Source organism: Streptomyces sp. NPDC050287 (assembly GCF_044459385.1).
Taxonomy (GTDB): Bacteria; Actinomycetota; Actinomycetes; order Streptomycetales; family Streptomycetaceae; genus Streptomyces.
In genome coordinates, this window is sequence record NZ_JBITIY010000002.1 from 271,324 (window position 1) to 295,275 (window position 23,952).

At 71.2% G+C, this 23,952-nt stretch carries 22 protein-coding genes and 3 pseudogenes; 17 read left to right on the forward strand and 8 right to left on the reverse strand.

What is annotated here, in order from left to right; translation table 11 throughout:
• Positions 1-330 precede the first annotated feature (330 nt).
• From rplM to glmM, 3 genes are all read left to right on the forward strand, one after another.
• Positions 331-774, forward strand: a complete 444-nt coding sequence (rplM, locus tag ACIBK3_RS06615) for a 50S ribosomal protein L13 (RefSeq protein ID WP_398658410.1) — start codon at positions 331-333, stop codon at positions 772-774.
• 42 nt (positions 775-816) lie between these two features.
• Positions 817-1,329, forward strand: a complete 513-nt coding sequence (rpsI, locus tag ACIBK3_RS06620) for a 30S ribosomal protein S9 (RefSeq protein ID WP_030671748.1) — start codon at positions 817-819, stop codon at positions 1,327-1,329.
• A 175-nt stretch (positions 1,330-1,504) separates the two neighbouring features.
• The gene (glmM, locus tag ACIBK3_RS06625) at positions 1,505-2,863 is read left to right on the forward strand and encodes a phosphoglucosamine mutase (protein ID WP_399362546.1); all 1,359 of its coding nucleotides are present in this window, start codon (positions 1,505-1,507) and stop codon (positions 2,861-2,863) included.
• Positions 2,864-3,058: 195 nt separating this feature from the next.
• Here glmM and ACIBK3_RS06630 read toward each other — a convergent pair whose 3' ends face one another.
• Positions 3,059-3,994, reverse strand: coding sequence for a DUF389 domain-containing protein (locus ACIBK3_RS06630; protein ID WP_399362548.1), 936 nt, complete (start codon positions 3,992-3,994; stop codon positions 3,059-3,061).
• 49 nt (positions 3,995-4,043) lie between these two features.
• Positions 4,044-5,012 (reverse strand): type I pantothenate kinase, encoded by a 969-nt coding sequence (coaA, locus tag ACIBK3_RS06635; RefSeq protein WP_399362550.1) that lies wholly within the window; start codon positions 5,010-5,012, stop codon positions 4,044-4,046.
• A 177-nt stretch (positions 5,013-5,189) separates the two neighbouring features.
• Here coaA and glmS point away from each other — a divergent pair, with 177 nt between their 5' ends.
• Positions 5,190-7,037 (forward strand): glutamine--fructose-6-phosphate transaminase (isomerizing), encoded by a 1,848-nt coding sequence (gene glmS, locus ACIBK3_RS06640; RefSeq protein WP_399362552.1) that lies wholly within the window; start codon positions 5,190-5,192, stop codon positions 7,035-7,037.
• On the opposite strand, the pseudogene ACIBK3_RS06645 reads toward glmS, so the two are convergent.
• From ACIBK3_RS06645 to ACIBK3_RS06655, 3 genes and pseudogenes are all read right to left on the reverse strand, one after another.
• Positions 6,998-7,213 (reverse strand): annotated as a pseudogene (locus ACIBK3_RS06645) (DUF397 domain-containing protein); the annotation flags it as partial. The gene glmS and the pseudogene ACIBK3_RS06645 overlap by 40 nt on opposite strands.
• A pseudogene (locus ACIBK3_RS06650) lies at positions 7,214-7,393 on the reverse strand (DUF397 domain-containing protein); the annotation flags it as partial.
• A gap of 8 nt (positions 7,394-7,401) precedes the next feature.
• Complete coding sequence (locus ACIBK3_RS06655) at positions 7,402-8,244, reverse strand: helix-turn-helix domain-containing protein (RefSeq protein WP_399362554.1); 843 nt, start codon at positions 8,242-8,244, stop codon at positions 7,402-7,404.
• A 223-nt stretch (positions 8,245-8,467) separates the two neighbouring features.
• On the opposite strand from ACIBK3_RS06655, the pseudogene ACIBK3_RS06660 reads away from it, so the two are divergent.
• The 7 genes and pseudogenes from ACIBK3_RS06660 to ACIBK3_RS06690 all read left to right on the forward strand — a co-directional run.
• Positions 8,468-8,749: pseudogene (locus ACIBK3_RS06660) on the forward strand (ATP-binding protein); the annotation flags it as partial.
• Positions 8,750-9,516: 767 nt separating this feature from the next.
• The gene (locus ACIBK3_RS06665; protein ID WP_030671714.1) at positions 9,517-9,888 is read left to right on the forward strand and encodes a holo-ACP synthase; all 372 of its coding nucleotides are present in this window, start codon (positions 9,517-9,519) and stop codon (positions 9,886-9,888) included.
• A 199-nt stretch (positions 9,889-10,087) separates the two neighbouring features.
• Positions 10,088-11,518, forward strand: coding sequence for an NAD(P)H-hydrate dehydratase (locus tag ACIBK3_RS06670; RefSeq protein WP_399362556.1), 1,431 nt, complete (start codon positions 10,088-10,090; stop codon positions 11,516-11,518).
• Positions 11,519-11,653: 135 nt separating this feature from the next.
• The gene (gene alr, locus ACIBK3_RS06675; protein WP_399362558.1) at positions 11,654-12,823 is read left to right on the forward strand and encodes an alanine racemase; all 1,170 of its coding nucleotides are present in this window, start codon (positions 11,654-11,656) and stop codon (positions 12,821-12,823) included.
• 171 nt (positions 12,824-12,994) lie between these two features.
• Positions 12,995-14,227 carry an alpha/beta fold hydrolase gene (locus tag ACIBK3_RS06680; RefSeq protein ID WP_399362560.1) on the forward strand — a complete coding sequence of 411 codons (1,233 nt, stop codon included), beginning with the start codon at positions 12,995-12,997 and terminating at the stop codon, positions 14,225-14,227.
• A gap of 87 nt (positions 14,228-14,314) precedes the next feature.
• Positions 14,315-14,860: a tRNA (adenosine(37)-N6)-threonylcarbamoyltransferase complex ATPase subunit type 1 TsaE gene (gene tsaE / locus ACIBK3_RS06685; RefSeq protein ID WP_399363934.1), complete on the forward strand. Its 546-nt coding sequence runs from the start codon at positions 14,315-14,317 to the stop codon at positions 14,858-14,860.
• A 227-nt stretch (positions 14,861-15,087) separates the two neighbouring features.
• Positions 15,088-15,270, forward strand: a complete 183-nt coding sequence (locus ACIBK3_RS06690; RefSeq protein ID WP_399362562.1) for a hypothetical protein — start codon at positions 15,088-15,090, stop codon at positions 15,268-15,270.
• A 50-nt stretch (positions 15,271-15,320) separates the two neighbouring features.
• Here the strand turns inward: ACIBK3_RS06690 and ACIBK3_RS06695 are convergent, their stop codons facing one another.
• Positions 15,321-15,875: a hypothetical protein gene (locus ACIBK3_RS06695; protein WP_399362564.1), complete on the reverse strand. Its 555-nt coding sequence runs from the start codon at positions 15,873-15,875 to the stop codon at positions 15,321-15,323.
• Positions 15,876-15,984: 109 nt separating this feature from the next.
• Here ACIBK3_RS06695 and tsaB point away from each other — a divergent pair, with 109 nt between their 5' ends.
• The 4 genes from tsaB to ACIBK3_RS06715 are packed head-to-tail and all read left to right on the forward strand — an operon-like array spanning position 15,985 to position 18,503.
• The gene (gene tsaB / locus ACIBK3_RS06700; RefSeq protein ID WP_399362566.1) at positions 15,985-16,641 is read left to right on the forward strand and encodes a tRNA (adenosine(37)-N6)-threonylcarbamoyltransferase complex dimerization subunit type 1 TsaB; all 657 of its coding nucleotides are present in this window, start codon (positions 15,985-15,987) and stop codon (positions 16,639-16,641) included.
• A gap of 44 nt (positions 16,642-16,685) precedes the next feature.
• Entirely contained in the window at positions 16,686-17,171 is a 486-nt protein-coding gene (gene rimI, locus ACIBK3_RS06705) for a ribosomal protein S18-alanine N-acetyltransferase (protein ID WP_399363936.1), read from the forward strand.
• Positions 17,164-18,249: a tRNA (adenosine(37)-N6)-threonylcarbamoyltransferase complex transferase subunit TsaD gene (tsaD, locus tag ACIBK3_RS06710; RefSeq protein ID WP_399362568.1), complete on the forward strand. Its 1,086-nt coding sequence runs from the start codon at positions 17,164-17,166 to the stop codon at positions 18,247-18,249. The genes rimI and tsaD overlap by 8 nt, the downstream gene beginning before the upstream one ends.
• On the forward strand, positions 18,246-18,503 hold the full coding sequence (locus ACIBK3_RS06715) for a hypothetical protein (protein WP_399362570.1): 258 nt from the start codon (positions 18,246-18,248) through the stop codon (positions 18,501-18,503). The genes tsaD and ACIBK3_RS06715 overlap by 4 nt, the downstream gene beginning before the upstream one ends.
• Here ACIBK3_RS06715 and ACIBK3_RS06720 read toward each other — a convergent pair.
• Both ACIBK3_RS06720 and ACIBK3_RS06725 read right to left on the reverse strand, forming a co-directional pair.
• On the reverse strand, positions 18,454-18,993 hold the full coding sequence (locus ACIBK3_RS06720; protein WP_399362572.1) for a hypothetical protein: 540 nt from the start codon (positions 18,991-18,993) through the stop codon (positions 18,454-18,456). The two genes, ACIBK3_RS06715 and ACIBK3_RS06720, sit on opposite strands and share 50 nt — an antisense overlap.
• Positions 18,994-19,020: 27 nt before the next feature.
• The gene (locus tag ACIBK3_RS06725) at positions 19,021-21,327 is read right to left on the reverse strand and encodes a glycoside hydrolase family 3 N-terminal domain-containing protein (protein WP_399362574.1); all 2,307 of its coding nucleotides are present in this window, start codon (positions 21,325-21,327) and stop codon (positions 19,021-19,023) included.
• Positions 21,328-21,449: 122 nt separating this feature from the next.
• On the opposite strand from ACIBK3_RS06725, the gene ACIBK3_RS06730 reads away from it, so the two are divergent.
• The gene (locus tag ACIBK3_RS06730; RefSeq protein WP_399362575.1) at positions 21,450-22,514 is read left to right on the forward strand and encodes a LacI family DNA-binding transcriptional regulator; all 1,065 of its coding nucleotides are present in this window, start codon (positions 21,450-21,452) and stop codon (positions 22,512-22,514) included.
• Between the two features lie 213 nt (positions 22,515-22,727).
• Positions 22,728-23,783, forward strand: coding sequence for an LCP family protein (locus ACIBK3_RS06735; RefSeq protein ID WP_399362577.1), 1,056 nt, complete (start codon positions 22,728-22,730; stop codon positions 23,781-23,783).
• The last annotated feature ends 169 nt before the right edge of the window (positions 23,784-23,952 follow it).

Here is a 23,952-nt window from a genome sequence, read left to right on the forward strand (position 1 = left end):
CTGCCGGGAGTCGGTCGTCCTCCGCGCCCCGGCCGTAACCGGCGCCCTGCGCTGTGTCCGGGGGCCGATCGGGTGGACGTACACTGAGGGCGGGCCCGTCCGGTTGCGAAACTGCTCGTTTTGACCCGGCCCGGGCGCCGCAGGTATCCTGCATGTTCGTTGTGTATTGGCTTGCTCATTCTCACGGGACGGGCCCTTACACCGGTCCACCGGGCCGATGACCAGCGACCCCACGTACGCGGTATGCGTCGCCGCAGTGCGGTCCAGGCTGTCGTGATCGTTTCGGTGACCTTGTCTAGGACCATTCACTCGAAGCGAAGGCTACGAACCGTGCGTACGTACAGCCCCAAGCCCGGCGATGTGACGCGCCAGTGGCACGTCATCGACGCTCAGGACGTTGTCCTGGGTCGTCTCGCCACTACCGCCGCGTCCCTTCTGCGGGGCAAGCACAAGCCGATCTACGCGCCTCATGTCGACACCGGTGACTTCGTCATCATCATCAACGCCGACAAGGTGCACCTCTCCGGCAACAAGCGCACTCAGAAGCTCGCGTACCGCCACTCCGGCTACCCGGGTGGTCTGCGCTCCGTCCGTTACGACGAGCTGCTCGACAAGAACCCCGAGAAGGCCATCGAGAAGGCCGTCAAGGGCATGCTCCCCAAGAACACTCTGGGCCGTCAGATGCTGTCGAAGCTGAAGGTCTACAAGGGTGACCAGCACCCGCACGCCGCCCAGCAGCCGGTGCCGTTCGAGATCACCCAGGTCGCGCAGTAAGTCCGGCCACCCCCTAAGACTGAACAGAATCTGAGGAGAATCGTGGCCGAGACCACTGCCGAGCAGCCGCTCGAAGAGCTTGACATCGACAGCTACACCACGGAGTCGGACGTCCCCGTCGAGGGCGAGTACACCTCCGAGTCCCTCGCGTCCCGTTTCGGTGAGCCGCAGCCGGCCGCCGGCCTGGGCCGTCGCAAGAACGCCATCGCCCGCGTCCGGATCGTTCCGGGCACCGGAAAGTGGAAGATCAACGGTCGCACCCTCGAGGACTACTTCCCGAACAAGGTGCACCAGCAGGAAGTCAACGAGCCCTTCAAGGTGCTCGAGCTCGAGGGCCGTTACGACGTCATCGCCCGCATCGCCGGTGGCGGTGTCTCCGGTCAGGCCGGTGCGCTCCGTCTCGGTGTCGCCCGCGCGCTGAACGAGGCCGACGTCGACAACAACCGCGGCGCCCTCAAGAAGGCCGGCTTCCTCCGTCGCGACGACCGTGCGGTCGAGCGCAAGAAGGCCGGTCTGAAGAAGGCCCGTAAGGCCCCGCAGTACAGCAAGCGCTAAGCGCCGCTGCCTGCTCTCTCGTACGCCCCGGCGGCACGCCACAGTGCTGTCGGGGCGTTCGTTTATCACTGCCGGGGGCGTATAACGGCACAAGGCGTTCAGAGGCTTGTGCGATCGGATGCCGCTATCCGTTGTGAGCGCGCCTTGCGAAACTGACGCTTCCTCAGGAGGACAAGTGGGACGACTCTTCGGCACGGACGGCGTGCGCGGTGTAGCCAACGCGGATCTGACGGCCGAGATGGCGCTCGGCCTCTCCGTCGCCGCGGCGCACGTACTGGCCGAGGCGGGCACGTTCGAGGGCCACCGGCCGACCGCCGTGGTCGGACGGGACCCGCGTGCGTCCGGGGAGTTCCTGGAGGCCGCGGTCGTCGCGGGCCTCGCCAGCGCGGGCGTGGACGTCCTGCGCGTGGGTGTACTGCCGACACCGGCAGTGGCGTATCTGACGGCCGCGCTGGGCGCCGACCTCGGGGTCGTGCTCTCCGCCAGCCACAACGCCATGCCCGACAACGGCATCAAGTTCCTCTCCCGCGGCGGGCACAAGCTCGACGACGAGCTGGAGGAACGGATCGAGGCGATCTACGAGGAGCACCGCACCGGCGCGCCGTGGGACCGCCCGACGGGTGCGGGCGTGGGGCGTGTGCGGTCGTACGAGGAGGGATTCGACCAGTACGTCGCCCATCTCCTCGGCGTACTCCCGAACCGTCTGGACGGTTTGAAGATCGTTCTCGACGAGGCGCACGGCGCCGCCGCCCGGGTCTCGCCGGAGGCGTTCACGCGGGCCGGTGCCGAGGTCGTCCTGATCGGTGCCGAGCCGAACGGGCTCAACATCAACGACGGCTGCGGATCCACCCACCTCGACCCGCTGAAGGCCGCGGTCGTAGAGCACGGCGCGGACTTCGGCATCGCGCACGACGGGGACGCCGACCGGTGCCTGGCCGTCGACCACACCGGTGCGGAGGTGGACGGCGACCAGATCATGGCCGTCCTCGCGCTGGCGATGCGGGAGCGGGGGGTGCTGAGGGCCGACACGGTGGTGGCCACCGTCATGTCCAACCTCGGCTTCAAGCTCGCGCTGGAGCGGGAGGGGCTGAAGCTCGTCCAGACCGCGGTGGGGGACCGGTATGTGCTGGAGGAGATGAAGGAGCACGGGTACGCGCTCGGGGGCGAGCAGTCCGGCCACGTGATCATTCTCGATCACGCGACGACCGGGGACGGCACGCTGACCGGCTTGCTGCTTGCCGCTCGGGTCGCGGAGAGCGGTCGGTCGCTGCGGGAACTGGCGGCCGTGATGGAGCGGCTGCCGCAGGTTCTGATCAACGTGCCGGATGTGGATCGGTCGCGGGTGGGGACGTCCGCCGCGCTGGTGACGGCCGTCGCCGACGCGGAGCGGGAACTCGGTGAGACGGGGCGGGTGTTGTTGCGGCCGTCCGGGACCGAGCCGTTGGTGCGGGTGATGGTCGAGGCCGCGGACATCGATCAGGCGCGGTCTGTCGGTGGGCGGTTGGCTGATGCGGTGAAGTCGGCGCTGGGGTAGTCGCCCGCTTCGGTCGGTTCCGGGTTCCGGGTTCCGGGTTCGGGGTTCGGGGCGCTGTGAGGTGCGGGGTGCGGGTTTGATGTGGCTGGTCGCGCCCAGGATGGGGGCCCCGCTCGAGCGAACCCGAGAGTGGGGGAGGAGCCGCACATCGACAGAGCCCCGCGCCCCTTCAGGGGCGTTGCGGTTCCCGGCGATTCAAGCCGCTGACCGTTTGCGCTGCGCTGACCAGAGCCACTTCTGGAGCATCAGGGTAAGAGTGCCCGCCAGGATGATGCCCAGGAGGTTGAGCAGGAGTTGTTCCGTGGAGTGCCAGGCCTGGTTGGTGTCGCTGTAGATCAGGGCTACGGCCGCGTTGGCGGCGGCCGGGACGGTCGTGACCGAGATGGCCACGCCCACCAGGGCACCGGACTTGGCGGAGGTCAGGGAGAGGGTGCCGGCGGCTCCGGCGAGCACGGCCACGACGAACGAGAACCAGTCGGGGGCGTAGATGAAGCCGGTGTTGGGCCGCTTGGCCTCCAGCCCGGTCTCGGTGAACAGTCCGACGGAGTCCATGAAGAGGCTGAAGCCCACGGTCACCGCCATCGCCACCGCGAAGCCCACCAGCAGGGCGATCAGGGAGCGGAGCGCGAGGCGGGGCGCCCGCTGTACGGCGGCCGTGCAGATGCCGGCCAGGGGGCCGAACTCCGGGCCGACGGCCATCGCGCCCACGATCAGGATGGCGTTGTCCAGCACCACACCGCAGGCCGCGATCATCGTGGCGAGCGTGATGAACGCCAGGTAGGTGAAGGAGAGGGTCGACTCCTCGTGGGTCGCGTCGGTGAGGTGCTCCCACAGGACCGCGTCCGCGCCCTCGCCGGGCGCCTCCGCCTCGGCCTTGTCGGCGCGCTTGGACAGCGACAGGTCGATGTTCTCGACGGCGATCGAGCCGGTGTCGTCGAGGCCCAACGCCTGGAGCCCGGTGAGGAGTTCGTCGCCGGCCTCGCGGGCGACGTCGCACATCACCACGTCCCCGGCCGGGTTGCGGGCGGCGCCCGGCAGGACGACGAGGTGGGTGGTGCCGACCGTCTTCTCGATCAGGCGGACCACTTCGTCGGTCTTGCCGGCCGGAGTGATGAGGCGCAGATGCAGCATGGTGCCTTTTTAACAGGCCCGGGTTTTCCCGAGTCCTCTGCTACGGCCCTTACAGCTTGCGCAGGCTCAGCCGCTGCACCTTGTGGTCGGGGCCCTTGCGGATGATGAGGGTGGCGCGGCCGCGGGTGGGGGCCACGTTCTCGACCAGGTTGGGCCGGTTGATCGTGCGCCAGGTGGTGCGGGCGTAGTCCAGGGCCTCCTCCTCGGAGACCTGGGTGTACTTGCGGAAGTACGAGGACGGGTTCTGGAAGGCCGTCGCGCGCAGCTTCTTGAAGCGGTTGAGGTACCAGCGCTCGATGTCCTCGGTGCGGGCGTCGACGTACACACTGAAGTCGAAGTAGTCGGCGAGACCGACGCGGGTGCGGCCGTCCTTGCCGGGCAGCGCGGGCTGGAGGACGTTGAGGCCCTCGACGATCAGGATGTCGGGGCGGCGGACCGCGAGGCGCTGCTCCGGGACGATGTCGTAGATGAGGTGGGAGTAGACGGGCGCGGTGACCTCGTCCTTGCCCGCCTTGATGTCGGCGACGAAACGGGTCAGCGCACGGCGGTCGTACGACTCGGGGAAACCTTTCCGCGACATCAGGCCGCGGGACTCCAACTCCTTGGTGGGGAGCAGGAAACCGTCGGTCGTGACGAGTTCGACGCGGGGGTGTTCCGGCCAGCGGGAGAGGAGGGCCTGGAGGAGGCGGGCGACCGTGGACTTTCCTACGGCGACCGAGCCGGCGACTCCTATCACGAACGGGGTGCCGGACTGGGAGCCCTGTTCGCCGAGGAAGGTGTTCAGCGCCCCTCTCAGGCCGTCGGTGGCGCCGACGTAGAGGTTGAGGAGGCGGGAGAGCGGGAGGTAGATGTCCCGCACCTCGTCGAGGTCGATGACGTCGCCGAGGCCACGCAGCTTCTCGACCTCCTCGGCCGTGAGCGGCAACGGCGTCTTCTCGCGCAGCACACTCCACTCGGCTCGGGTGAGATCGACGTAGGGAGTCGCCTCCGGCCTTTGCCGGTGGGCGCTCCGGGGCATCGGGGAGACCGGAGAGATCACAGTCCATTGTTAACGGAGTTTGAACGGGGCGGGGGGGTGGGGTCCGTCACGCCGCCACCGGGTGAGCACGGAGGGCTTCGTACGGCGGTGGGAATTTCCGATTTCGGGCACGCGGGAGCCTTTTCGGGCGGTGGATCGTGCGTAGGCTGCCGTTCCATGTGCGGAATCGTGGGATACGTGGGGTCGCAGTCGGCGCTCGATGTCGTGATGGCCGGACTGAAGCGGCTGGAGTACCGGGGGTACGACTCGGCGGGCGTCGCCGTGCTCGCGGACGGCGGGCTGGCGGCGGCGAAGAAGGCCGGGAAGCTGGCCAACCTGGAGAAGGAACTGGCCGACCGGCCGTTGCCGACGGGGACGACGGGCATCGGGCACACGCGGTGGGCCACCCACGGGGGACCGACGGACGCCAACGCCCATCCGCACCTGGACAACGCGGGGCGGGTGTCCGTCGTCCACAACGGGATCATCGAGAACTTCGCCGCCCTGCGGGCCGAGTTGCAGGAGCGGGGACATGAGCTGACCTCCGAGACGGACACCGAGGTCGTCGCCCATCTGCTCGCCGAGGAGTTCTCCTCCTGTGCCGACCTGGCCGAGGCGATGCGGCTGGTGTGCCGGCGGCTGGAGGGGGCGTTCACGCTGGTCGCGGTGCATGCCGACGAGCCCGACGTGGTCGTGGGGGCACGGCGGAACTCGCCGCTCGTGGTGGGCGTCGGAGAGGGCGAGGCCTTTCTCGCCTCGGACGTCGCCGCGTTCATCGCCCACACGCGGTCGGCGATCGAGCTGGGTCAGGACCAGGTGGTGGAGCTGCGCAGGGACGGGGCGCAGGTCACCGGCTTCGACGGCCGCCCGGCCGACGTGCGTTCGTACCACGTCGACTGGGACGCGTCGGCCGCGGAAAAGGGGGGCTATGACTACTTCATGCTCAAGGAGATCGCCGAGCAGCCCAAGGCGGTCGCCGATACGTTGCTGGGTCGCATCGACGCGGCCGGCTCGCTGACCCTGGACGAGGTGCGGATCAGCGACTCGGAGCTGCGGGAGATCGACAAGGTCGTCATCGTCGCCTGCGGTACGGCCTTCCACGCCGGGCTGATCGCCAAGTACGCCATCGAACACTGGACGCGGATTCCCTGCGAGGTGGAGCTGGCGAGCGAGTTCCGGTACCGGGACCCGATTCTGGACGCGCAGACCATGGTGATCGCCATCTCGCAGTCCGGGGAGACCATGGACACGCTGATGGCGCTACGGCATGCGCGGGAGCAGGGCTCCAAGGTGCTGGCCATCTGCAACACCAACGGGTCGACGATCCCGCGCGAGTCGGACGCGGTGCTGTACACGCACGCCGGGCCGGAGGTGGCGGTCGCCTCGACGAAGGCGTTCCTGACCCAGCTGGTCGCCTGCTATCTGGTCGCGCTGTATCTCGGTCAGGTGCGGGGCACCAAGTGGGGCGACGAGATCGGCGCGGTGATCCGGGATCTGTCGCACATCTCCGGGGAGGTCGAGCGGGTCCTGGAGACCATGGAGCCGGTGCGGGCACTGGCCCGGTCGCTGGCACGGAAGCGGACCGTGCTGTTCCTGGGCCGGCATGTCGGATATCCGGTGGCTCTCGAGGGCGCGCTCAAGCTGAAGGAGCTCGCCTACATGCACGCCGAGGGCTTCGCGGCGGGCGAACTGAAGCACGGCCCGATCGCGTTGATCGAGGACGACATGCCGGTGGTGGTGGTCGTGCCCTCGCCTCGGGGGCGGTCTCTGCTGCACGACAAGATCGTGTCCAACATCCAGGAGATCCGGGCGCGGGGTGCGCGGACGATCGTGATCGCGGAGGAGGGGGACGAGGCGGTGGTGCCGTACGCGGACCACTTGATTCGCGTTCCGGCTACGCCGACGTTGCTGCAGCCGTTGGTGGCGACGGTCCCGTTGCAGGTGTTCGCGTGTGAGTTGGCCACGGCCAGGGGTAACGAGGTGGATCAGCCGCGGAACTTGGCGAAGTCGGTCACGGTGGAGTGAGTCGTCTTCAGGGCGGCTATGAAGGGGGTGAAGGCCGTGGTGGGGAAGGTGACGGTGGCTCTGGCGGGGGCCTTGGTGTCGCGGACGGCTACGTGGGTGGGGGTGTTGGCGATCTCGACGCACTCGTTGCCGTCGCCGCCGCCGGAGTAGGACGATGTCCGCCAGTTGTCGGGGGTGTCTCTGAGGGCGTCGACGAACGTGGTGAAGGCTCCCGTGGGGAAGGTGAGGGTGGCCCTGGCCGGAGTCTTTGAGTCGCGTATCGCTACTCGGGTGAGGCTGGTTGCGATTTCCACGCAGGAGTTGCCATCGCCCGGACCCGAATAGGACGACTTCCGCCAGTTGCCGGGGGTCTCCATGGGGTGCCTCACAGCTCTTTGATCAGCCGGTGGATGAAGTCGCGCGATCCTGCGGGCTCGAGCGACGAGGCTTCCACTTTACGGAAGAGCGTTCGAAACGCTCCCAGCTGGGCTTCGGAATCGATGAGGGCTGTGCTGTGGGGTGCATCGCGCACGACGGTGTCCAGCCTGGGTACGGTGCCTCCCGCGTACACCATGGCGCTAGCGGCACCAGCGAATCCATCCAACGCGAAGGGGATGACTCGCACAGTGATGTGGTCCGCTTCGGAGATTTCGACGAGGCGGGAGAGCTGGGCTCGTGACGCGGTGCGGTCGCTGACGTTGATGCGCAGTGCCGCCTCGTGGATAACCGCTTCGTACGGAATGCCTTCGAGGATCACCTTGCGCTGCATCCGGTGGTGGACACGCAACTCACGCTCCTCCTCGGGGAGTTCCGGGATTCGATAAGAGAAGACCGCGCGGGCGTAGTCCTCCGTCTGGAGCGGACCGGGGATGAACAGGAACTGGACCTCTCGCAGGAACGTGGCGTGGTGCTCCAGCTCGGCGAGGTCGAGGAAGGACGTCGGCAGCAGGCCCCGGTACTCCTCCCACCAGCCGCGTGTCCGGTCGGTGGCCATGGCGACCAGGGCGTCGATGAACTCCTGGTCCGTGCAGACGTAGTGGGACGCGAGGCGGCGCACGGTGTCCTCGCTTACACCCGCGATGCCGGACTCGATCTGACTCAACCGCGCCGCGTCGGTCCCGAGCAGGGCGGCAGCCTCGCGTCCCTTGAGGCCGGCGGCCTCCCGCAGGCGTAGCAGTTCTGTGCCGAGGCGCGCCTGGCGGGCTGTGGGCTGCCGTCTCCGTGGCATCAGTGTCTCCTCGAACTGCTATAGGACTGTGCCCCGTTCGGGGTCAGATTACCGGCATCAGGTTGCGGCGGACCAATGTTGGACCGTACCGTCGGTGACGCGACGCACACGCTGCGGATTGCCGGGGTAACCGGAAGCGCACCGCCCCGCCCTGCCATGACGGCCGCGACACTGCCACCGCCCGCCGACCCGCAACCCCCCACCACGTGAACGGAGTTGACGCATGCCCGAAAACGAGTCCGAACCCTGGGAGTACTCCCTCTACATCCCGAACGACCTCCGAGCCGTCACCGTGAGCCGCCGTACCCTCCGTCTGATCCTCACCATGCACGGCCTGATCAGCCTGGTCGACGTCGCGGAGCTCCTCGCCGGGGAGCTGGTCTCCAACGCCGTACGGCATACGAAGGGGCCGGCTGCCCTGCGGGTTCGCTGGTCGGCGGGTGTTCTGCGGATCGGGGCGTGGGACGCGGACCCGGAACCGCCGGAACCGCCGAGGGCGTTGTCGCAGTCGCACAAGGTCCCGGGCAAGGAGGCGAGTTGGGCGTACTACGTCGCCTACCTCCAGGCGAAGTACCGGCTGCCCGCGCTGCTTCTCGTGGTCTGTCAGGACAGGGCCACGGCCAAGTGGGCGGCCGGCCCCTTCGACTGCGGCACGCGAGGCTGGACGGCTCAGCGGACGTATCCGCTCGTCGCCGGGCCGGACAACCTGCCGGTGATCACCGATGCCAGGACTGCGGCGAAGAACCTCGCACTGGGCGTGCTCTCGGCCCTGGCACACGCCCGCAGTCCCGACTGTGAGGCCATACTGAGGGCAATCACAACCGCCCTTCAGGAACTCCAGGAATCGGATCCCGAGACCGCCGGGTACTTCTTCGAGTTCCTGGAAATCAACCTGGGTAGCACCCCAGCCGGAGAGAAACTGAGGGAAATCATGTCGTTCGTCAGCTACTTCCCCGGCCGGGGAACGGTCCGTGAGACGGCGTACCTGGAGGGCAAGGCAGAAGGCGAGGCCAAAGGCGAGGCCAAGGGAATCCTGTTCGTGCTGGAGGTGCGCGGCATCCCCGTCTCGGACAGTGTGCGCGAGCGCATCACCGCCTGCACCGACCTCGACCGCATGGACGCCTGGCTGGAGCGCTCCCGCACGGTCGAGCGGGCCGAGGACCTGTTCGTCGAGGACCCGGAGATTCCGGGGACCAGCCAGGAACAGGACTGAGCGTTGGCCGACCCAGCAGGACGAGCCCGCCGTCGCCGGACGGATCGTAGAGTGCGCGGATGAGCATCATCGGGGTCGGTATCGACGTTGCCGAGATCGATCGGTTCCGGGCGTCGCTGGAACGTACGCCCACCATGGCGGCGCGGCTGTTCCTGGAGAGCGAGTTGCTGCTGCCCAGCGGGGAGCGGCGCGGTGTCGCCTCGCTCGCCGCGCGGTTCGCCGCCAAGGAGGCCCTCGCCAAAGCCCTGGGCGCACCGGCCGGACTCCACTGGACCGACGCCGAGGTCTACGTCGAGGACAGCGGGCAGCCACGGTTGCGGGTCACCGGGACGGTCGCGGCACGGGCGGCGGAACTCGGGGTGCGGTCCTGGCATGTGTCGCTCAGTCATGACGCGGGGGTGGCGTCGGCGGTGGTGATCGCGGAGGGGTGACGGCGGTTGCGACGGGCCGGTGTCGACGGCCCGCCGCTGACGTGGCCGGATCCACCAGTGGGTGACGGCGGCTCGACCGCGGCCACACCCCGGGCCCGGCTCCGAACAACACCACAGCCGCACCCCTCCCGGATCGCGTTCGGGTGTGCCGTGTTCGGCCCCTCGGGTTCCACGGCCGTTCTGGGGCAGACTCGATCACATGCGTACTGCGTACAGCGTGGAGACGGTAAGGGCGGCCGAGCGGGAGCTGATGGCGCGGCTTCCGGACGGGGCGTTGATGCAGCGGGCGGCGGCCGGGCTCGCCGCCGCCTGCGCGGACCTGCTGGGGCGGGTGTACGGCAGCCGGGTGGTGCTGCTGGTCGGCAGCGGCGACAACGGGGGCGACGCGCTGTACGCCGGTGCCCGGCTGGCCCGGCGCGGGGCCGGTGTCACGGCGGTGCTGCTCACGCCCGAACGGGCGCACGCGGAGGGCCTCCTGGCGCTGCGGCGGGCCGGGGGCCGGACGGTGGCTCCGGGTGCCGCCGGGGAACTGATCGAGCGGGCCGACCTCGTCGTCGACGGCATCGTCGGGATCGGCGGCAAGGGCGGGCTGCGGCCGGACGCCGTGCCGCTCGCCGACGCGGCCGAGCGGTCCCGGGCCGCCGTCGTCGCCGTCGACCTGCCGAGCGGGGTCGATGTCGGCACGGGGCAGGTGAACGGAGCCGCCGTACGGGCCGACCTGACCGTCACCTTCGGGACGCACAAGCCGGGGCTGCTGGTCGATCCGGCGCGGGAGTACGCCGGGTCGGTGCGGCTCGTCGACATCGGGCTGGAACTGCCCGACGAGCCCGAGTTGGAGGCGTTGCAGCACGCGGACGTGGCGCGGCTGCTGCCGGTGCCTGGAGCCGAGAGCGACAAGTACCGGCGGGGCGTCGTCGGGATCGCAGCCGGGTCCGCGCGCTATCCGGGGGCCGCGGTGCTCGCGGTGTCGGGGGCGTTGCGGGGCGGGGCCGGGGCCGTGCGGTACGTGGGGCCCGCCGGGGACGCGGTCATCGCCCGCTTTCCCGAGACGCTCGTGTCGGACCAGGGGCCGAAGAAGGCGGGGCGCGTGCAGGCGTGGGTCGTCGGACCGGGCGCCGGGGACGACGCGGCGACGGTGGCGGAGGTGCTGGCGGCGGACGTACCCGTGCTGATCGACGCGGACGGGTTGCGGTTGGCGGACGCGGCCGCGGTGCGTGCCCGTACCGCGCCGACGCTGATGACTCCGCACGTCGGGGAGGCCGCCGCGCTGCTCGGGGTGGCCCGGGAGGAGGTCGAGTCGGCCCGGCTGAGTTCGGTGCGGGAGCTGGCGGGGCGGTACGGGGCGACCGTACTGCTGAAGGGTTCGACGACGTTGGTGGCCGGCCCGGCGGGCGGGGCCGTGCGCGTGAACGCCACGGGTACGTCCTGGCTCGCCACCGCCGGAAGCGGTGACGTGCTGTCGGGGCTGACGGGGTCGCTGCTGGCAGCGGGGCTGTCCGCGCGGGACGCGGGGAGCGTGGGGGCGTATCTGCACGGCCTGGCCGGGCGGCTCGCGGCGGACGGGGCGCCGGTGGGAGCCCACGACGTGGCGGACGCGGTGGTACGGGCCTGGCGGGACGTACGACGGTGAGCGGACGGTCCGCGAGGCGGCCGAGCCGCGCCGGTGACCCCGCCGCGCCGCACCGCCCCCGCCTCAGTCCTGCCGGAGGCCTGGGACGCGGGCGTCCGGAGGCCGTGTCCGGGCCCTCTGAGAGACTGGGGCACGATGAGTGAGACAGCAGTCCCGCCGAGCGCGCCCCTGCGCGCTCGCGCCGAGATCGATCTGGCCGCCCTGCGGGCCAACGTGCGGACCCTGCGCGCCCATGCGCCGGGCGCGGCCGTGATGGCCGTGGTGAAGTCCGACGCGTACGGCCACGGGGCCGTTCCGTGTGCCCGCGCGGCGGTCGAGGCGGGGGCGCGCTGGCTGGGTACGGCCACTCCCGAGGAGGCGCTCGCGCTGCGCGCCGCCGGGCTGACCGGGCGGATCATGTGCTGGCTGTGGACGCCCGGCGGGCCCTGGCGGGAGGCGATCGAGGCGGACCTCGATGTCTCGGTCAGTGCCCTGTGGGCTCTCGCGGAGGTCACCGAGGCCGCCCGCGCCGCCCGCGTCCCGGCGCGTGTGCAGCTCAAGGCCGACACCGGGCTGGGCCGGAACGGGTGCCAGCCCGGCGAGGACTGGGCCGAGTTGGTCGGCGCCGCGCTGCGCGCCGAGGCCGAGGGGCTGATCCGGGTCACCGGGCTCTGGTCGCACTTCGCCTGCGCCGACGAGCCCGGGCATCCCTCCATCGCCGCCCAGCTCGCCCGCTTCCGGGAGATGGTGGCGTACGCCGAGGGGCAGGGCGCGCGGCCCGAGGTACGGCACATCGCCAACTCGCCGGCCACGCTCACGCTGCCCGAGTCCCACTTCGACCTCGTCCGGACCGGGATCGCCGTCTACGGCATCTCGCCGAGCCCCGAGGTCGGCAGCCCGGCCGACTTCGGACTGCGTCCGGTGATGACGCTGCGTGCCTCCATCGCGCTGGTGAAACGCGTTCCGGGGGGTCACGGCGTCAGTTACGGGCATCATTACGTCACCCCGGGCGAGACCACCCTCGGCCTGGTGCCCGTCGGCTACGCGGACGGCATCCCCCGGCATGCGTCCGGGACCGGCCCGGTGCTGGTCGACGGCAAGTGGCGTACGGTGGCCGGCCGGGTGGCGATGGACCAGTTCGTCGTCGATCTGGGCGGTGACGAACCCGAGACCGGCGCGCAGGCCGTGCTCTTCGGGCCCGGCGACCGCGGTGAGCCCACCGCCGAGGACTGGGCGCAGGCCGCGGGCACGATCGCGTATGAGATCGTCACCCGGATCGGAACGCGTGTTCCTCGCGTCTATGTGAACGAGGAACAAACGGGGTAACCGCACAGGGCACGCAAGAACAGCAAGCCCGGCACCACAGAGAACAACACCGGCACCACCGGCAACACAAGCACCACCCAACAGCGGTACCGCAGGACAACTGCGGTACCTCTCATAACAGCGGTATCACCCGACCCAGCGATCAAGCAGTCCGGCGAAGAGGAGCGGTACGTGAGCGAGAGCAGTGCGGAGGCGGTCGTGGACGCAGCCGCGGCCGTCGCCACCGCCACGGGGGCGGCCGCCGGCTGGCGCAGGGCGACCGGCCTCGCGGGCGCGGCCATAGGATTCGTCGCCGCGGGCGCGGCCGCGGGCGTCGCCATCGAGCGGCTCACCGTCGGCCGCGGGATGCGCCGCAAGGCCCGGCTCGCGCTCGACTCGGCGGGACCGTACGGCTCGCTGCGCGGCACGCCCGGCAAGGCGTCCGCGGACGACGGCACCGAGCTGTACTACGAGGTCGACGACGTGGAGCCGGAGGGCGGCTCGGCGCCCCGGCGGCGCCGGCTCTTCGGACGCAAGGTGCCGGCTCCGGTCACCGTCGTCTTCAGCCACGGCTACTGCCTCAGCCAGGACTCCTGGCACTTCCAGCGGGCGGCGCTCAGGGGCGTCGTACGGACCGTGCACTGGGACCAGCGCAGTCATGGGCGGTCCGGGCGGGGCGTCGCCCAGACGACGGAAGGGGTGCCGGTCACCATCGAGCAGCTCGGACGGGACCTCAAGGCCGTCATCGACGCGGCCGTGCCGGAGGGGCCGATCGTGCTGGTCGGACACTCCATGGGCGGGATGACCGTCATGGCTCTGGCCGACGAGTTCCCCGAGCTGATCCGTGACCGGGTGGTCGCGGTCGCCCTGGTCGGTACGTCGTCCGGGCGGCTCGGCGAGGTCAACTTCGGGCTCCCCGTGGCCGGCGTCAACGTCGTACGGCGGGTGCTGCCCGGCGTGCTGAAGGCGATGGGGCAGCAGGCGGCCCTGGTGGAGAAGGGGCGGCGGGCCACGGCCGACCTGTTCGCCGGGATCATCAAGCGGTACTCGTTCGCGTCCCGGGACGTCGACCCGGCCATCGTGCGGTTCGCCGAGCGGATGATCGAGGGCACGCCCATCGACGTGGTCGCCGAGTACTACCCGGCGTTCAACGACCACGACAAGACCGAGGCCCTCGCCCTCTTCAGGGACATGCCGGTGCTGGTGCTGGCCGGTGTCCAGGACCTCGTCACGCCCAGTGAGCACAGCGAGGCCATCGCCGACCTGCTGCCGGACGCCGAACTGGTCCTGGTACCGGACGCCGGGCACCTGGTGATCCTGGAACACCCGGAAGTGGTCACCGACCGTCTCGCCGATCTGCTGGCCCGCGCGGGGGCGGGGCGAGTTACGGCTACCGTAAGTGGCTGGGACTCCGCCTCCTCCTGAGAGGTGGCTTCCAGCCTTGCGACTGCGGTCCGGCCCGGACCGATCCCTCACGGAACGTCACCAGCGTACTACTGCAAGTGAGTGATGATGGAAGCGATCACCGCACCGCACGACCCCGCCGGGACCCGGCTGACCGTCACCTCTCCCGAACAGATGCGGGAGCTGGGCCGAAGGCTCGCGAAACTGCTGCGCGCGGGCGACCTCGTGATGCTCACCGGGGAGCTCGGTGCCGGCAAGACGACGCTGACCCGGGGGCTGGGTGAGGGGCTCGGGGTCCGGGGGGCGGTCACCTCCCCGACCTTCGTGATCGCCCGTGTGCACCCGTCCCTGGGCGACGGTCCGCCCCTCGTGCACGTCGACGCGTACCGGCTGGGCGGCGGCCTCGGCGAGATGGAGGACCTCGACCTCGACGTCTCGCTGCCCGAGTCGGTGATCGTCGTGGAGTGGGGCGAGGGAAAGGTCGAGGAGCTGACCGACGACCGGCTGCAGGTCGTCATCCACCGGACCGTCGGCGCTGAGTCGTCCCTGGGGGCGGCCCCCGGATCCCCGGAGACGGACGAGGTGCGGCACGTGACCCTGACGGGGCTGGGGGAGCGCTGGGCGACGGCGGACCTCAGCGTGCTGTCGGCATAGCCGTGGACGCGTGAGCGCGAACGCCGAGCCCCGGTGCGCCGGTGCCGGTACCGGTGCCTGGGCCGTGGACGCCTGAAAACGGATGCGGGGCGTCCGCCGACTTCATGAATGTTCCGACACGACGTCGGCAAATTGTTGCGTTCCGCGTCTTGTGCGTGGTCACATGGTATCCAGCTCGTAGTTAGGTCTGCCTAACCGCGCCCGCCCCCGAACTTCAGGAGGCGTCCATGTCGGCCACCGAGAGCAAGCCGGAGCCGCGGCAGCAGCCGCAGTCGTGCGCGGCCGTCGTCGGCGTGTCCATGCGCGAGCTGCTGGCGTCCTGCGCCGCCGCGCACGAGATCTCGACCCCGCCGCGCGTGCCCGACCCGCAGCCCTCGCGGCGGCCCGCCGAGCACCGCAAAGCCGCCTGACTCGGCACTGCCGGGCACCGCCTGAGCACTCCGGCGCTGCCGGGCAGGCGCTAGCGGATCACGACGACCTTCGCCCCGATCGTCGCGAACCGCCACATCGCGGCGCCGTCCGCACGTGACTCGCGGATGCCGCCCGTGCGTGCGCCCGGATCGACGGGCGGGGCCACGTGGTTCACCGCCGCGCTGAAGCCGATGGGCAGGCCGTTCACGTTGGCGAAGCGGACTACGTGCTCGACGGGGGTGCCGTCGGTGCCGGTGACCGAGCTGGAGCGGGACGTGACCGCGTAGCTGCCCGGCTCCGGGTCGACACTGCCCGGGGCGACCGCGAAGGTGCGCCGGACCTTGTCGCCCCGGCCCACCAGCCAGACCCGGTCGCCGCTCAGCGTGTACACGACCCGCTCACCCGTGCCGGAGGCGGCGGGCAGGGCCGTCGGGTTCCGCCCGGCGCGCGGCGACTTCGAGGCGGCCGCGGCGGGCGAGCCGTTCGCCGGCGGCGCGGCGAGGTCGGCGGGGACGTTCGCGGCGGCCTGGTGGCCGAGGAAGCCGACGCCCGCGAGGGCCGCCGCGGTGAGCCCGGTCACGAATCCGGCGCTGCTGCTTGTCACGGTGGTCCCACCTCTGTGTCGTACGCCTTGCAACGGGGCGAAGGTAGCAGTCGGTGACCGTCCGACCTCGCCGTCCGACACGGGCCCGCGGGAGCCGTAGGCTGTTTGCGTGCTCTTGCTCGCTCTGGATACCGCCACCCCCGCCGTCACCGTCGCGCTGCACGACGGCGGGGACGTCATCGCCTCGTCGAGTCAGGTGGACGCGCGCCGGCACGGGGAACTGCTGCTGCCGGCCGTGGACCGGGTGCTCGCCGAGGCCGGTCTGCGGCTCGACGCCGTCACCGGCATCGTCGTCGGCATCGGCCCCGGCCCGTACACCGGGCTGCGCGTCGGTCTGATGACCGCCGACACCTTCGGGCTCGCGCTCGGCGTCCCCGTGCACGGCGTGTGCACGCTGGACGGTCTCGCCTACGCGTCCGACATCGAGAAGGGCCCCTTCGTCGTGGCGACGGACGCCCGGCGCAAGGAGGTCTACTGGGCCACGTACGCCGACTCCCGCACGCGCCTGACCGACCCCGCCGTCGACCGGCCCGCCGACATCGCCGAGCGGGTGGCCGGACTGCCGGCCGTGGGCGCGGGCGCGCTGCTGTACCCGGACACCTTCCCGAGCGCCCACGAGCCCGAGAACGTGTCCGCGGCGGCCCTCGCGGCGCTGGCCGCCGAGCGGTTGGCCGCCGGCCTGGAACTCCCCGCCCCCCGGCCGCTGTACCTGCGCCGGCCCGACGCGCAGGTGCCCAAGAACTACAAGGTGGTCACCCCCAAGTGACCGCTCAAGTGACCGGATCGACCGTGAACCCTCGACTGCGCGAGATGCGCTGGTGGGACATCGACCCCGTGCTGGCCCTGGAGCGGGACCTCTTCCCCGAGGACGCCTGGTCCCGCGGGATGTTCTGGTCCGAGCTGGCCCACTCCCGCGGCCCGGAGGCGACCCGGCGGTACGTGGTCGCCGAGACCGCCGACGGGCGGATCGTCGGATACGCGGGACTGAGTTCCTCCGGCGAGCTCGCCGACGTACAGACGATCGCCGTCGCCCGCGACCACCAGGGCACCGGACTCGGCAGCCGGCTGCTCACCGAACTGCTGCGGGCCGCCGGCGACTTCGAGTGCGCCGAGGTGATGCTGGAGTGCCGGGTCGACAACGTCCGCGCGCAGAAGCTGTACGAGCGCTTCGGCTTCGAGGCCATCGGGTTCCGGCGCGGCTACTACCAGCCGGGGAACGTGGACGCCCTGGTGATGCGACTGACCGACCCCTCCACCTCCGTGAACGGCGTACAAGGAACCGAGATCCATGGCTGACGAACCACTCGTCCTCGGCATCGAGACCTCCTGCGACGAGACCGGTGTGGGCATCGTCCGCGGCACCACCCTGCTCGCCGATGCCATCGCGTCCAGCGTCGACGAGCACGCCCGCTTCGGCGGGGTCGTCCCGGAGGTCGCCTCCCGGGCGCACCTGGAGGCGATGGTGCCGACCATCGACCGCGCGCTGAAGGAAGCGGGGGTGAGCGCGAGGGACCTCGACGGCATCGCGGTCACCGCCGGACCGGGGCTCGCCGGGGCGCTGCTCGTCGGTGTCTCCGCGGCGAAGGCGTACGCCTACGCGCTGGGCAAGCCCCTCTACGGCGTCAACCACCTCGCCTCCCACATCTGCGTGGACCAGTTGGAGCACGGCGCGCTGCCGGAGCCGACGATGGCCCTGCTGGTGTCCGGCGGGCACTCCTCGCTGCTGCTGTCGAGCGACATCACCTCCGACGTCCGCCCGATGGGCGCGACCATCGACGACGCGGCCGGAGAGGCCTTCGACAAGATCGCCCGCGTGCTGAACCTGGGCTTCCCCGGCGGTCCGGTCATCGACCGGTACGCGAAGGAGGGAGACCCCTCGGCCATCGCGTTCCCGCGCGGACTGACGGGCCCGCGCGACGCGGCGTACGACTTCTCCTTCTCCGGGCTGAAGACGGCCGTGGCCCGCTGGATCGAGGCGAAGCGGGCGGCGGGCGAGGAGGTGCCGGTGCGGGATGTGGCGGCCTCCTTCCAGGAGGCGGTCGTGGACGTGCTGACCCGCAAGGCGGTCAGGGCGTGCCGTGACGAGGGCGTGGACCACCTGATGATCGGCGGGGGCGTCGCGGCCAACTCGCGGTTGCGGGTGCTCGCCCAGGAACGCTGCGAGGCCGCCGGGATCCGGCTGCGGGTGCCCCGCCCCAAGCTGTGCACGGACAACGGGGCGATGGTGGCGGCGCTGGGCGCGGAGATGGTCGCCCGAGGGCGGTCCACGTCGAGCTGGGACCTGTCGGCGGATTCGTCCCTGCCGGTGACCGACCCGCACGTCCCCGGCCACGACCACGTTCACGAGGTCAGCAAGGAGAACCTCTACTCGTGACGGTCGCGCTGATGTGGGAGGCCCGGGCGGCGGAGGGGCGGGGCGAGGAGTTGCTGGCGTGGGCGCGGCAGCAGGAGCTGCCCGAGCGCCCGGTACGCCGGGAGACCTTCCGGGCACCGCAGGACCGGGTGCTGGTCATCACCTGGTGGGACGCGGCCTACGATGCCGAGCTGCCCGAACTTCCCGAGCCGGACGGGGAGTTGGTCATGCGGGCGGTGCATCGGTGGCGGTTCGAGTCGGTGCCGGGGGACTGACGGGGGAGTACGACAGCTCCCCCGGCCTGCCCTGGACCCGGCCCCGCCACAGTTGCCGGCCGTTCCTGCGCTCCCAGCAGGCGATCAGTGCGGCCTGCCCCGCCCACTCCACGGCCGACCAGAGGGGCGTGACGATCATCCACGGCTGCCAGACGAGGGCTACGAAAAGCGCCGGTACCAGGAGTATCAGCAGCAAGACCGGGTCGACGGGCTTGGCGTGCCGGAAGTCCTGGGTGGGCAGAGCCGTCTCGGGGTCCACGGGAGTCGCGGCGTCCCATTCGGGCACCCCGCTGAACCACGTGATCCGGGTGGCCTTGAGGAGCGTGAACAGCACCAGGAGCCCGAAAACGGCCGCGATGAACAGTGCCGTTCCGTCCGTGATCCGTGTCGACGGGAGCCCCCGTACGAGACCCACGACCACCGCGCCGACGACGACGGCGAGCAGCGCGGTCAGAGAACTCCGCAGCTCGTGGTGGACCAGCCTGTCCATCGCGTCCCCCGTGTTCCCCCGCCGGGCTCACCCCACGCCCGACACCTCGGTCTCGCAGCGCAGCCTGCGGTCCGGCCCCGGGTCCCGTACCGGACCCGTGAGGGTCAGCCGGGCCGTATGCCGTACGTCCGCGCTGGACGTCGCCAACCGTAGTTCCAGCGCGCCCGGTTCGACCACCTTGTGGCCGGAACGGTCGGTGAAGGCCGCATGGTCGGCATGGAAGCGGAAGGTGACGCGGCGGGCTTCGCCCGGCTCCAGCTCCAGCCGCCGGTAGCCGATCAGGCGGACGTCCGGGCGGGTCACGGTGGCCACCGGGTCGTGGAGGTACAGCTGGACGACCTCGGCGCCCGCGCGGTCGCCCGTGTTGCGGACCGTGAGGGAGATGTCGTAGGAGCCGTCCGTGGTGATCTCCGGGGCGGTGCCCTGGACGTCGGCCCACTCGAACTCCGTGTAGGAGCGGCCGTGTCCGAAGGCGTACAGCGGGGTCGGGTCCAGGTTGCTGACCTCGTCCTTGAGGCCCAGCGGGGGCTGGAGGTAGGTCCAGGGCTGGCCGCCGGGGACGTGCGGGACGCTCACCGGGAGGCGGCCGGAGGGGTTGACGCGGCCCGAGAGCACGCCCGCGACGGCTGGGCCGCCCTCCTCGCCGGGGAAGAAGGCCTGGACGACCGCGGCGAGCCGGCCCTGCCAGCGGCCGAGGGCGTAGGGGCGGCCGGTGAGGAGGACGAGCACCACCGGAACGCCGGTCGCCACCAGGGTGTCCAGCAACTCGGGCTGCACGCCCGGGAGTTGAAGGTCGGTGGCGTCGCAGCCCTCGCCCGAGGTGCCCCGGCCGAACAGGCCCGCACGGTCGCCGAGGACGGCCACGCAGACGTCCGCCTCGGCGGTCCGGGCCACCGCCTCCTCGAAGCCTGTCGTGTCCGGGTCGGACACTCCGCAGCTCTCCGCGAACGTGACCTTCGCGTCCGGGAGTTCGGCGCGCAGCGACTCCAGCAGCGTGGGGATCTCGATGCCCGTCGGCGCTTCGGGGTGCTGCGTGAGGACGTGGGACGGGAAGGAGTAGCAGCCGAGCATCGCGAGCGCGTCCGCGGCGCGCGGGCCGACCACCGCGATCCGTGTGTCCGGGGCGAGGGGGAGCAGTCCGTCGGGGTTGTCCAGCAGGACCACCGACTCCTCGGCCAGGCGGCGGGCCAGCGCGCGGTTGGCCGCCGAGTCCAGGTTGATGCGGCCGGTGGGCTCCGGGGCCCAGTCCTCGTCCAGGAGGCCCAGTTCGCACTTCTGGAGGAGTACGCGGCGGGCCGCGCGGTCGATGAGCGCCTGAGGGATCTCGCCCGCCCGGACCGCGTCCAGGAGCGGGCGGCCGAAGCACTTCAGGCTCGGGAGTTCGACATCGATGCCGGCCGCGAGCGCCGCGTGGGCCGCCTCCGCCTCGGTGCCCGCCACCCGGTGCAGGGTCTGCAGGAAACCGATGCCGAAGTAGTCGGAGACCACCGTGCCCGTGAACCCCCAGCGCTCACGCAGGAGTTCGTCCAGCAGGCCGGGGTCCGCCGACGCCGGGACGCCGTCCGTCTCCGTGTAGGCGGCCATCACCGAGCGGGCGCCGCCCTCGCGCAGGGCCATCTCGAACGGCGGGAGCGTGATGTCCGCGACCTCCCGGACACCGGCCCGTACGGGGGCCTGGTTGCGGGCGCCCGCCGAGGAGGCGTACCCGGCGAAGTGTTTGAGCGTGGCGACGATCCCGGCCGACTCCAGGCCCCGCACATAGGCGGAGCCGACGGTGCCGACCAGGTACGGGTCCTCGCCGATGGTCTCCTCGACCCGGCCCCAGCGCAGGTCCCGTACGACGTCCAGGACCGGCGCGAGGCCCTGGTGGACGCCGACCGAGCGCAGGTCGTGGCCGATGCGGCGGCCCATTTCCTCGACCAGCTCGGGGTCGAAGGAGGCGCCCCAGGCCAGCGGGACCGGGTAGGCGGTGGCCTGCCAGGCGGTGAAGCCGGCCAGGCACTCCTCGTGGGCGAGGGCGGGGATGCCGAAGCGGCCGGCCTCGGTGATACGGCGCTGGGCGCGGGCCAGTGCCTGCGCGCCCAGCGCCGGGTCCACCGGGGCCGTGCCGAACGGGCGGGTGAGCTGGCCCAACCCGTGGGTGATCAGCTCGTCCCAGTCATATGAGGAGGTCATCTCGCGCTGGAGCGGGGCGACCCCGTCGCCGTCCGTGCTGGCGCCCACCCAGACGCCGTACAACTGGGCGGTCTTCTCCTGGAGGGTCATCCGGGAGAGGAGGTCGTCGACGCGGGCGGCGGCGGGCACGGCGGGGTCACGCCAGGGGGCGGTGGTCATGAAACTCCTGTCGGGGTGGAGGGCCCTCTCGCGAATGTTTCGGAAAACAACTCGAATGTTTTGGGAACCTAGGGCGGTGAGAGGGGTTCGTCAAGAGGTCGCGCAGGGATACGATCGCCGCCATGACACCCCCGGAGCCCGCTGAAACCCGGACGACAACCCCGTCGGCAGGACGGTCCGCGCAGACCGCGACCCTGGCCGAGATCGCCCGCGAGGCCGGCGTTTCCGCGCCGACAGTTTCGAAGGTCCTCAACGGCCGCGCCGACGTCGCCCCGGCGACCCGCAGCCGCGTGGAAGGGCTGCTGCGTGCGCACGGCTACCGGCGCCGGCGTGCGGAGGCGAGTCGTTCCCCGCTGATCGACCTGGTCTTCCACGAGCTGGAGAGCGCCTGGGCGATGGAGGTCATCCGGGGCGTGGAGAACGTGGCCCGGGACGCCGGGCTGAGCGTGGTGCTGAGCGAGAGCGCCGGGCGGCTCACGCCCGGGCGGACCTGGGCCGACCAGGTCGCCGCCCGCCGCCCGCACGGCGTGATCCTCGTACTGTCCGGCCTCGACGAGTCCCAGCGGGCGCTGCTCAACAGCCGCTCGATCCCGTTCGTCGTGATGGACCCGGCCGGCGACCCGGGCGCCGACGTGCCCTCGATCGGCGCCACCAACTGGCAGGGCGGCCTCGCCGCCACCCGGCATCTGGTCGACCTCGGGCACACCCGCATCGGGGCGATCAGCGGGCCGAGCCGGATGATGTGCAGCCGCGCCCGCGTCGACGGCTACCGGGCCGCCCTGGAGACCGCCGGGCTGCCGGTCGACCCCGAGCTGATCGCGACCGGTGACTTCCACCATGAGGCCGGCTACCGGCAGGGCCTTCAACTCCTGCGCCGCCCGGACCGGCCGACCGCCGTCTTCGCCGGCAACGACCTCCAGGCGCTCGGGCTGTACGAGGCCGCGCGCGAACTGGGGCTGCGGATCCCGGAGGACCTGAGCGTGGTCGGGTTCGACGACCTGCCGGTGGCGCCCTGGGTGGGGCCGCCGCTGACGACCGTACGGCAGCCGCTGACGGAGATGGCCGAGGCGGCCGCGAAGCTGGTCCTCGACCTCGGCCGCGAGGAGGGCACCCCGGCGGCGACCCGGGTCGAGCTGGCGACCAGCCTGGTGGTGCGGGCCAGCACGGGGGCGCCTCCGGCGGGGTAGGGGCCGGGGTGCGTCCGGGGTGGCTGGGCGCTGAAGTGCTTCCGGTGCGCGGGGGCTGCTCCGAAGTCAGTCGGCTGCCTGGCCGAAACTTTCGGAGGTGTGTCCGTGCCCGGTGATCCGGGGAGGTTTCCGGGAGGATGAGAATTTCCGAAGAAAACCACCTCGCGGCCCGGTCCTAACATTCTCCTAACAATTCGGACTTATGTTCCTCGGGTGACCGGACACAACGAGAACGGCGACGAGGGCAGACGGCGGGGCCGGCGGTCGAAGGCGCTCAAGGCCGCCGGTCTCACTCTCGCGGGGGCACTGGTGCTCGGCGTCGCGGCGGCGGGCTGGGCGTACTGGCATCTCAACAACAACATCAAGAGCGTCGACATCAACAGCGCGCTCGGCGACGACCGCCCGCCCGAAGCGGTCACCACCCCGTCCCCGTCCGGTACCGCCTCCGCCACGCCCTTGCCCACCGGCTCGCTGAACATCCTGGTCCTCGGCTCGGACTCGCGCAGCGGCAAGGAGAACCAGGAACTCGGCGGCGGGAGCAGCGAGGGCGCCCGGTCCGACACGGCGATGGTCGTCCACCTCGACGCCGGCCGGACGAGGGCGACCGTGGTCAGCATCCCGCGCGACACGCTCGTCACCCGGCCCTCGTGTCCGCTGACCTCGGGCGGCTCCACCGGCGTCCGGTACGGCGAGATGTTCAACAGCGCGTACTCGGTGGGCGGGGCCGTGTGCGCGGTCAAGACGGTCGAGGCGATCACCGACGTCCGCATGGACCACTACATCGAGATCGACTTCGCGGGCTTCGCGAAGCTCGTCGACGCGCTCGGTGGGGTCACCGTCACCACCGACGAGGACATCGACGACGACGACAGCCACCTGAAGCTGAAGGCCGGCACCCACGACCTCGACGGCACCCAGGCCCTCGCGCTGGCCCGCACCCGGCACGGCATCGGCGACGGCAGCGACCTCGGCCGCATAGGTCTCCAGCAGAAGCTGGTGAAGGCCCTGCTGGAGCAGATCTCGTCGACCAACCTGCTCACCGAGCCGACCAGGCTGTACAGCGTGGCCGACGCGATCACCGGCAGCCTCACCACCGACACCGGCCTCGACTCGCTGACCGAGCTGATGCGGCTCGGCGAGAGCCTGCGGGGCCTGTCGGCGGACCGGGTGACGACGGTGACCATGCCGGTGGTGCCGGCCGTGTCGGACCCCAACCGGGTGGTGGCAGAGGAACCGGAGGCGAGCGACCTGTGGAAGTCGCTGCGCTGAGGGCAACCGGAGCGGGGGCCCGGGAGTCTCGTCAGGGTGAGGATGTCGCCGTCATGAGGGGGTCCCGGTGTCGTCCCTAGGTTTTCCCCTCGGCTCGTCCGTTTTTTCCCACGGCCCCTGGGCCGTTCCACTCGTGGCGGGCCTGCTCGCACTGGGAGTCGCCCCGCCG

Bases quoted from the DNA above. Each gene is read 5' to 3' on its own strand.
- ACIBK3_RS06630 (WP_399362548.1), bottom strand. From the start codon at position 3,994: ATGCTGCATCTGCGCCTCATCACTCCGGCCGGCAAGACCGACGAAGTG.
- coaA (WP_399362550.1), bottom strand. From the start codon at position 5,012: ATGCCCCGGAGCGCCCACCGGCAAAGGCCGGAGGCGACTCCCTACGTC.
- glmS (WP_399362552.1), top strand. From the start codon at position 5,190: ATGTGCGGAATCGTGGGATACGTGGGGTCGCAGTCGGCGCTCGATGTC.
- ACIBK3_RS06655 (WP_399362554.1), bottom strand. From the start codon at position 8,244: ATGCCACGGAGACGGCAGCCCACAGCCCGCCAGGCGCGCCTCGGCACA.
- ACIBK3_RS06665 (WP_030671714.1), top strand. From the start codon at position 9,517: ATGAGCATCATCGGGGTCGGTATCGACGTTGCCGAGATCGATCGGTTC.
- ACIBK3_RS06670 (WP_399362556.1), top strand. From the start codon at position 10,088: ATGCGTACTGCGTACAGCGTGGAGACGGTAAGGGCGGCCGAGCGGGAG.
- alr (WP_399362558.1), top strand. From the start codon at position 11,654: ATGAGTGAGACAGCAGTCCCGCCGAGCGCGCCCCTGCGCGCTCGCGCC.
- tsaE (WP_399363934.1), top strand. From the start codon at position 14,315: ATGGAAGCGATCACCGCACCGCACGACCCCGCCGGGACCCGGCTGACC.
- ACIBK3_RS06690 (WP_399362562.1), top strand. From the start codon at position 15,088: ATGTCGGCCACCGAGAGCAAGCCGGAGCCGCGGCAGCAGCCGCAGTCG.
- rimI (WP_399363936.1), top strand. From the start codon at position 16,686: ATGCGCTGGTGGGACATCGACCCCGTGCTGGCCCTGGAGCGGGACCTC.
- tsaD (WP_399362568.1), top strand. From the start codon at position 17,164: ATGGCTGACGAACCACTCGTCCTCGGCATCGAGACCTCCTGCGACGAG.
- ACIBK3_RS06720 (WP_399362572.1), bottom strand. From the start codon at position 18,993: ATGGACAGGCTGGTCCACCACGAGCTGCGGAGTTCTCTGACCGCGCTG.
- ACIBK3_RS06725 (WP_399362574.1), bottom strand. From the start codon at position 21,327: ATGACCACCGCCCCCTGGCGTGACCCCGCCGTGCCCGCCGCCGCCCGC.
- ACIBK3_RS06730 (WP_399362575.1), top strand. From the start codon at position 21,450: ATGACACCCCCGGAGCCCGCTGAAACCCGGACGACAACCCCGTCGGCA.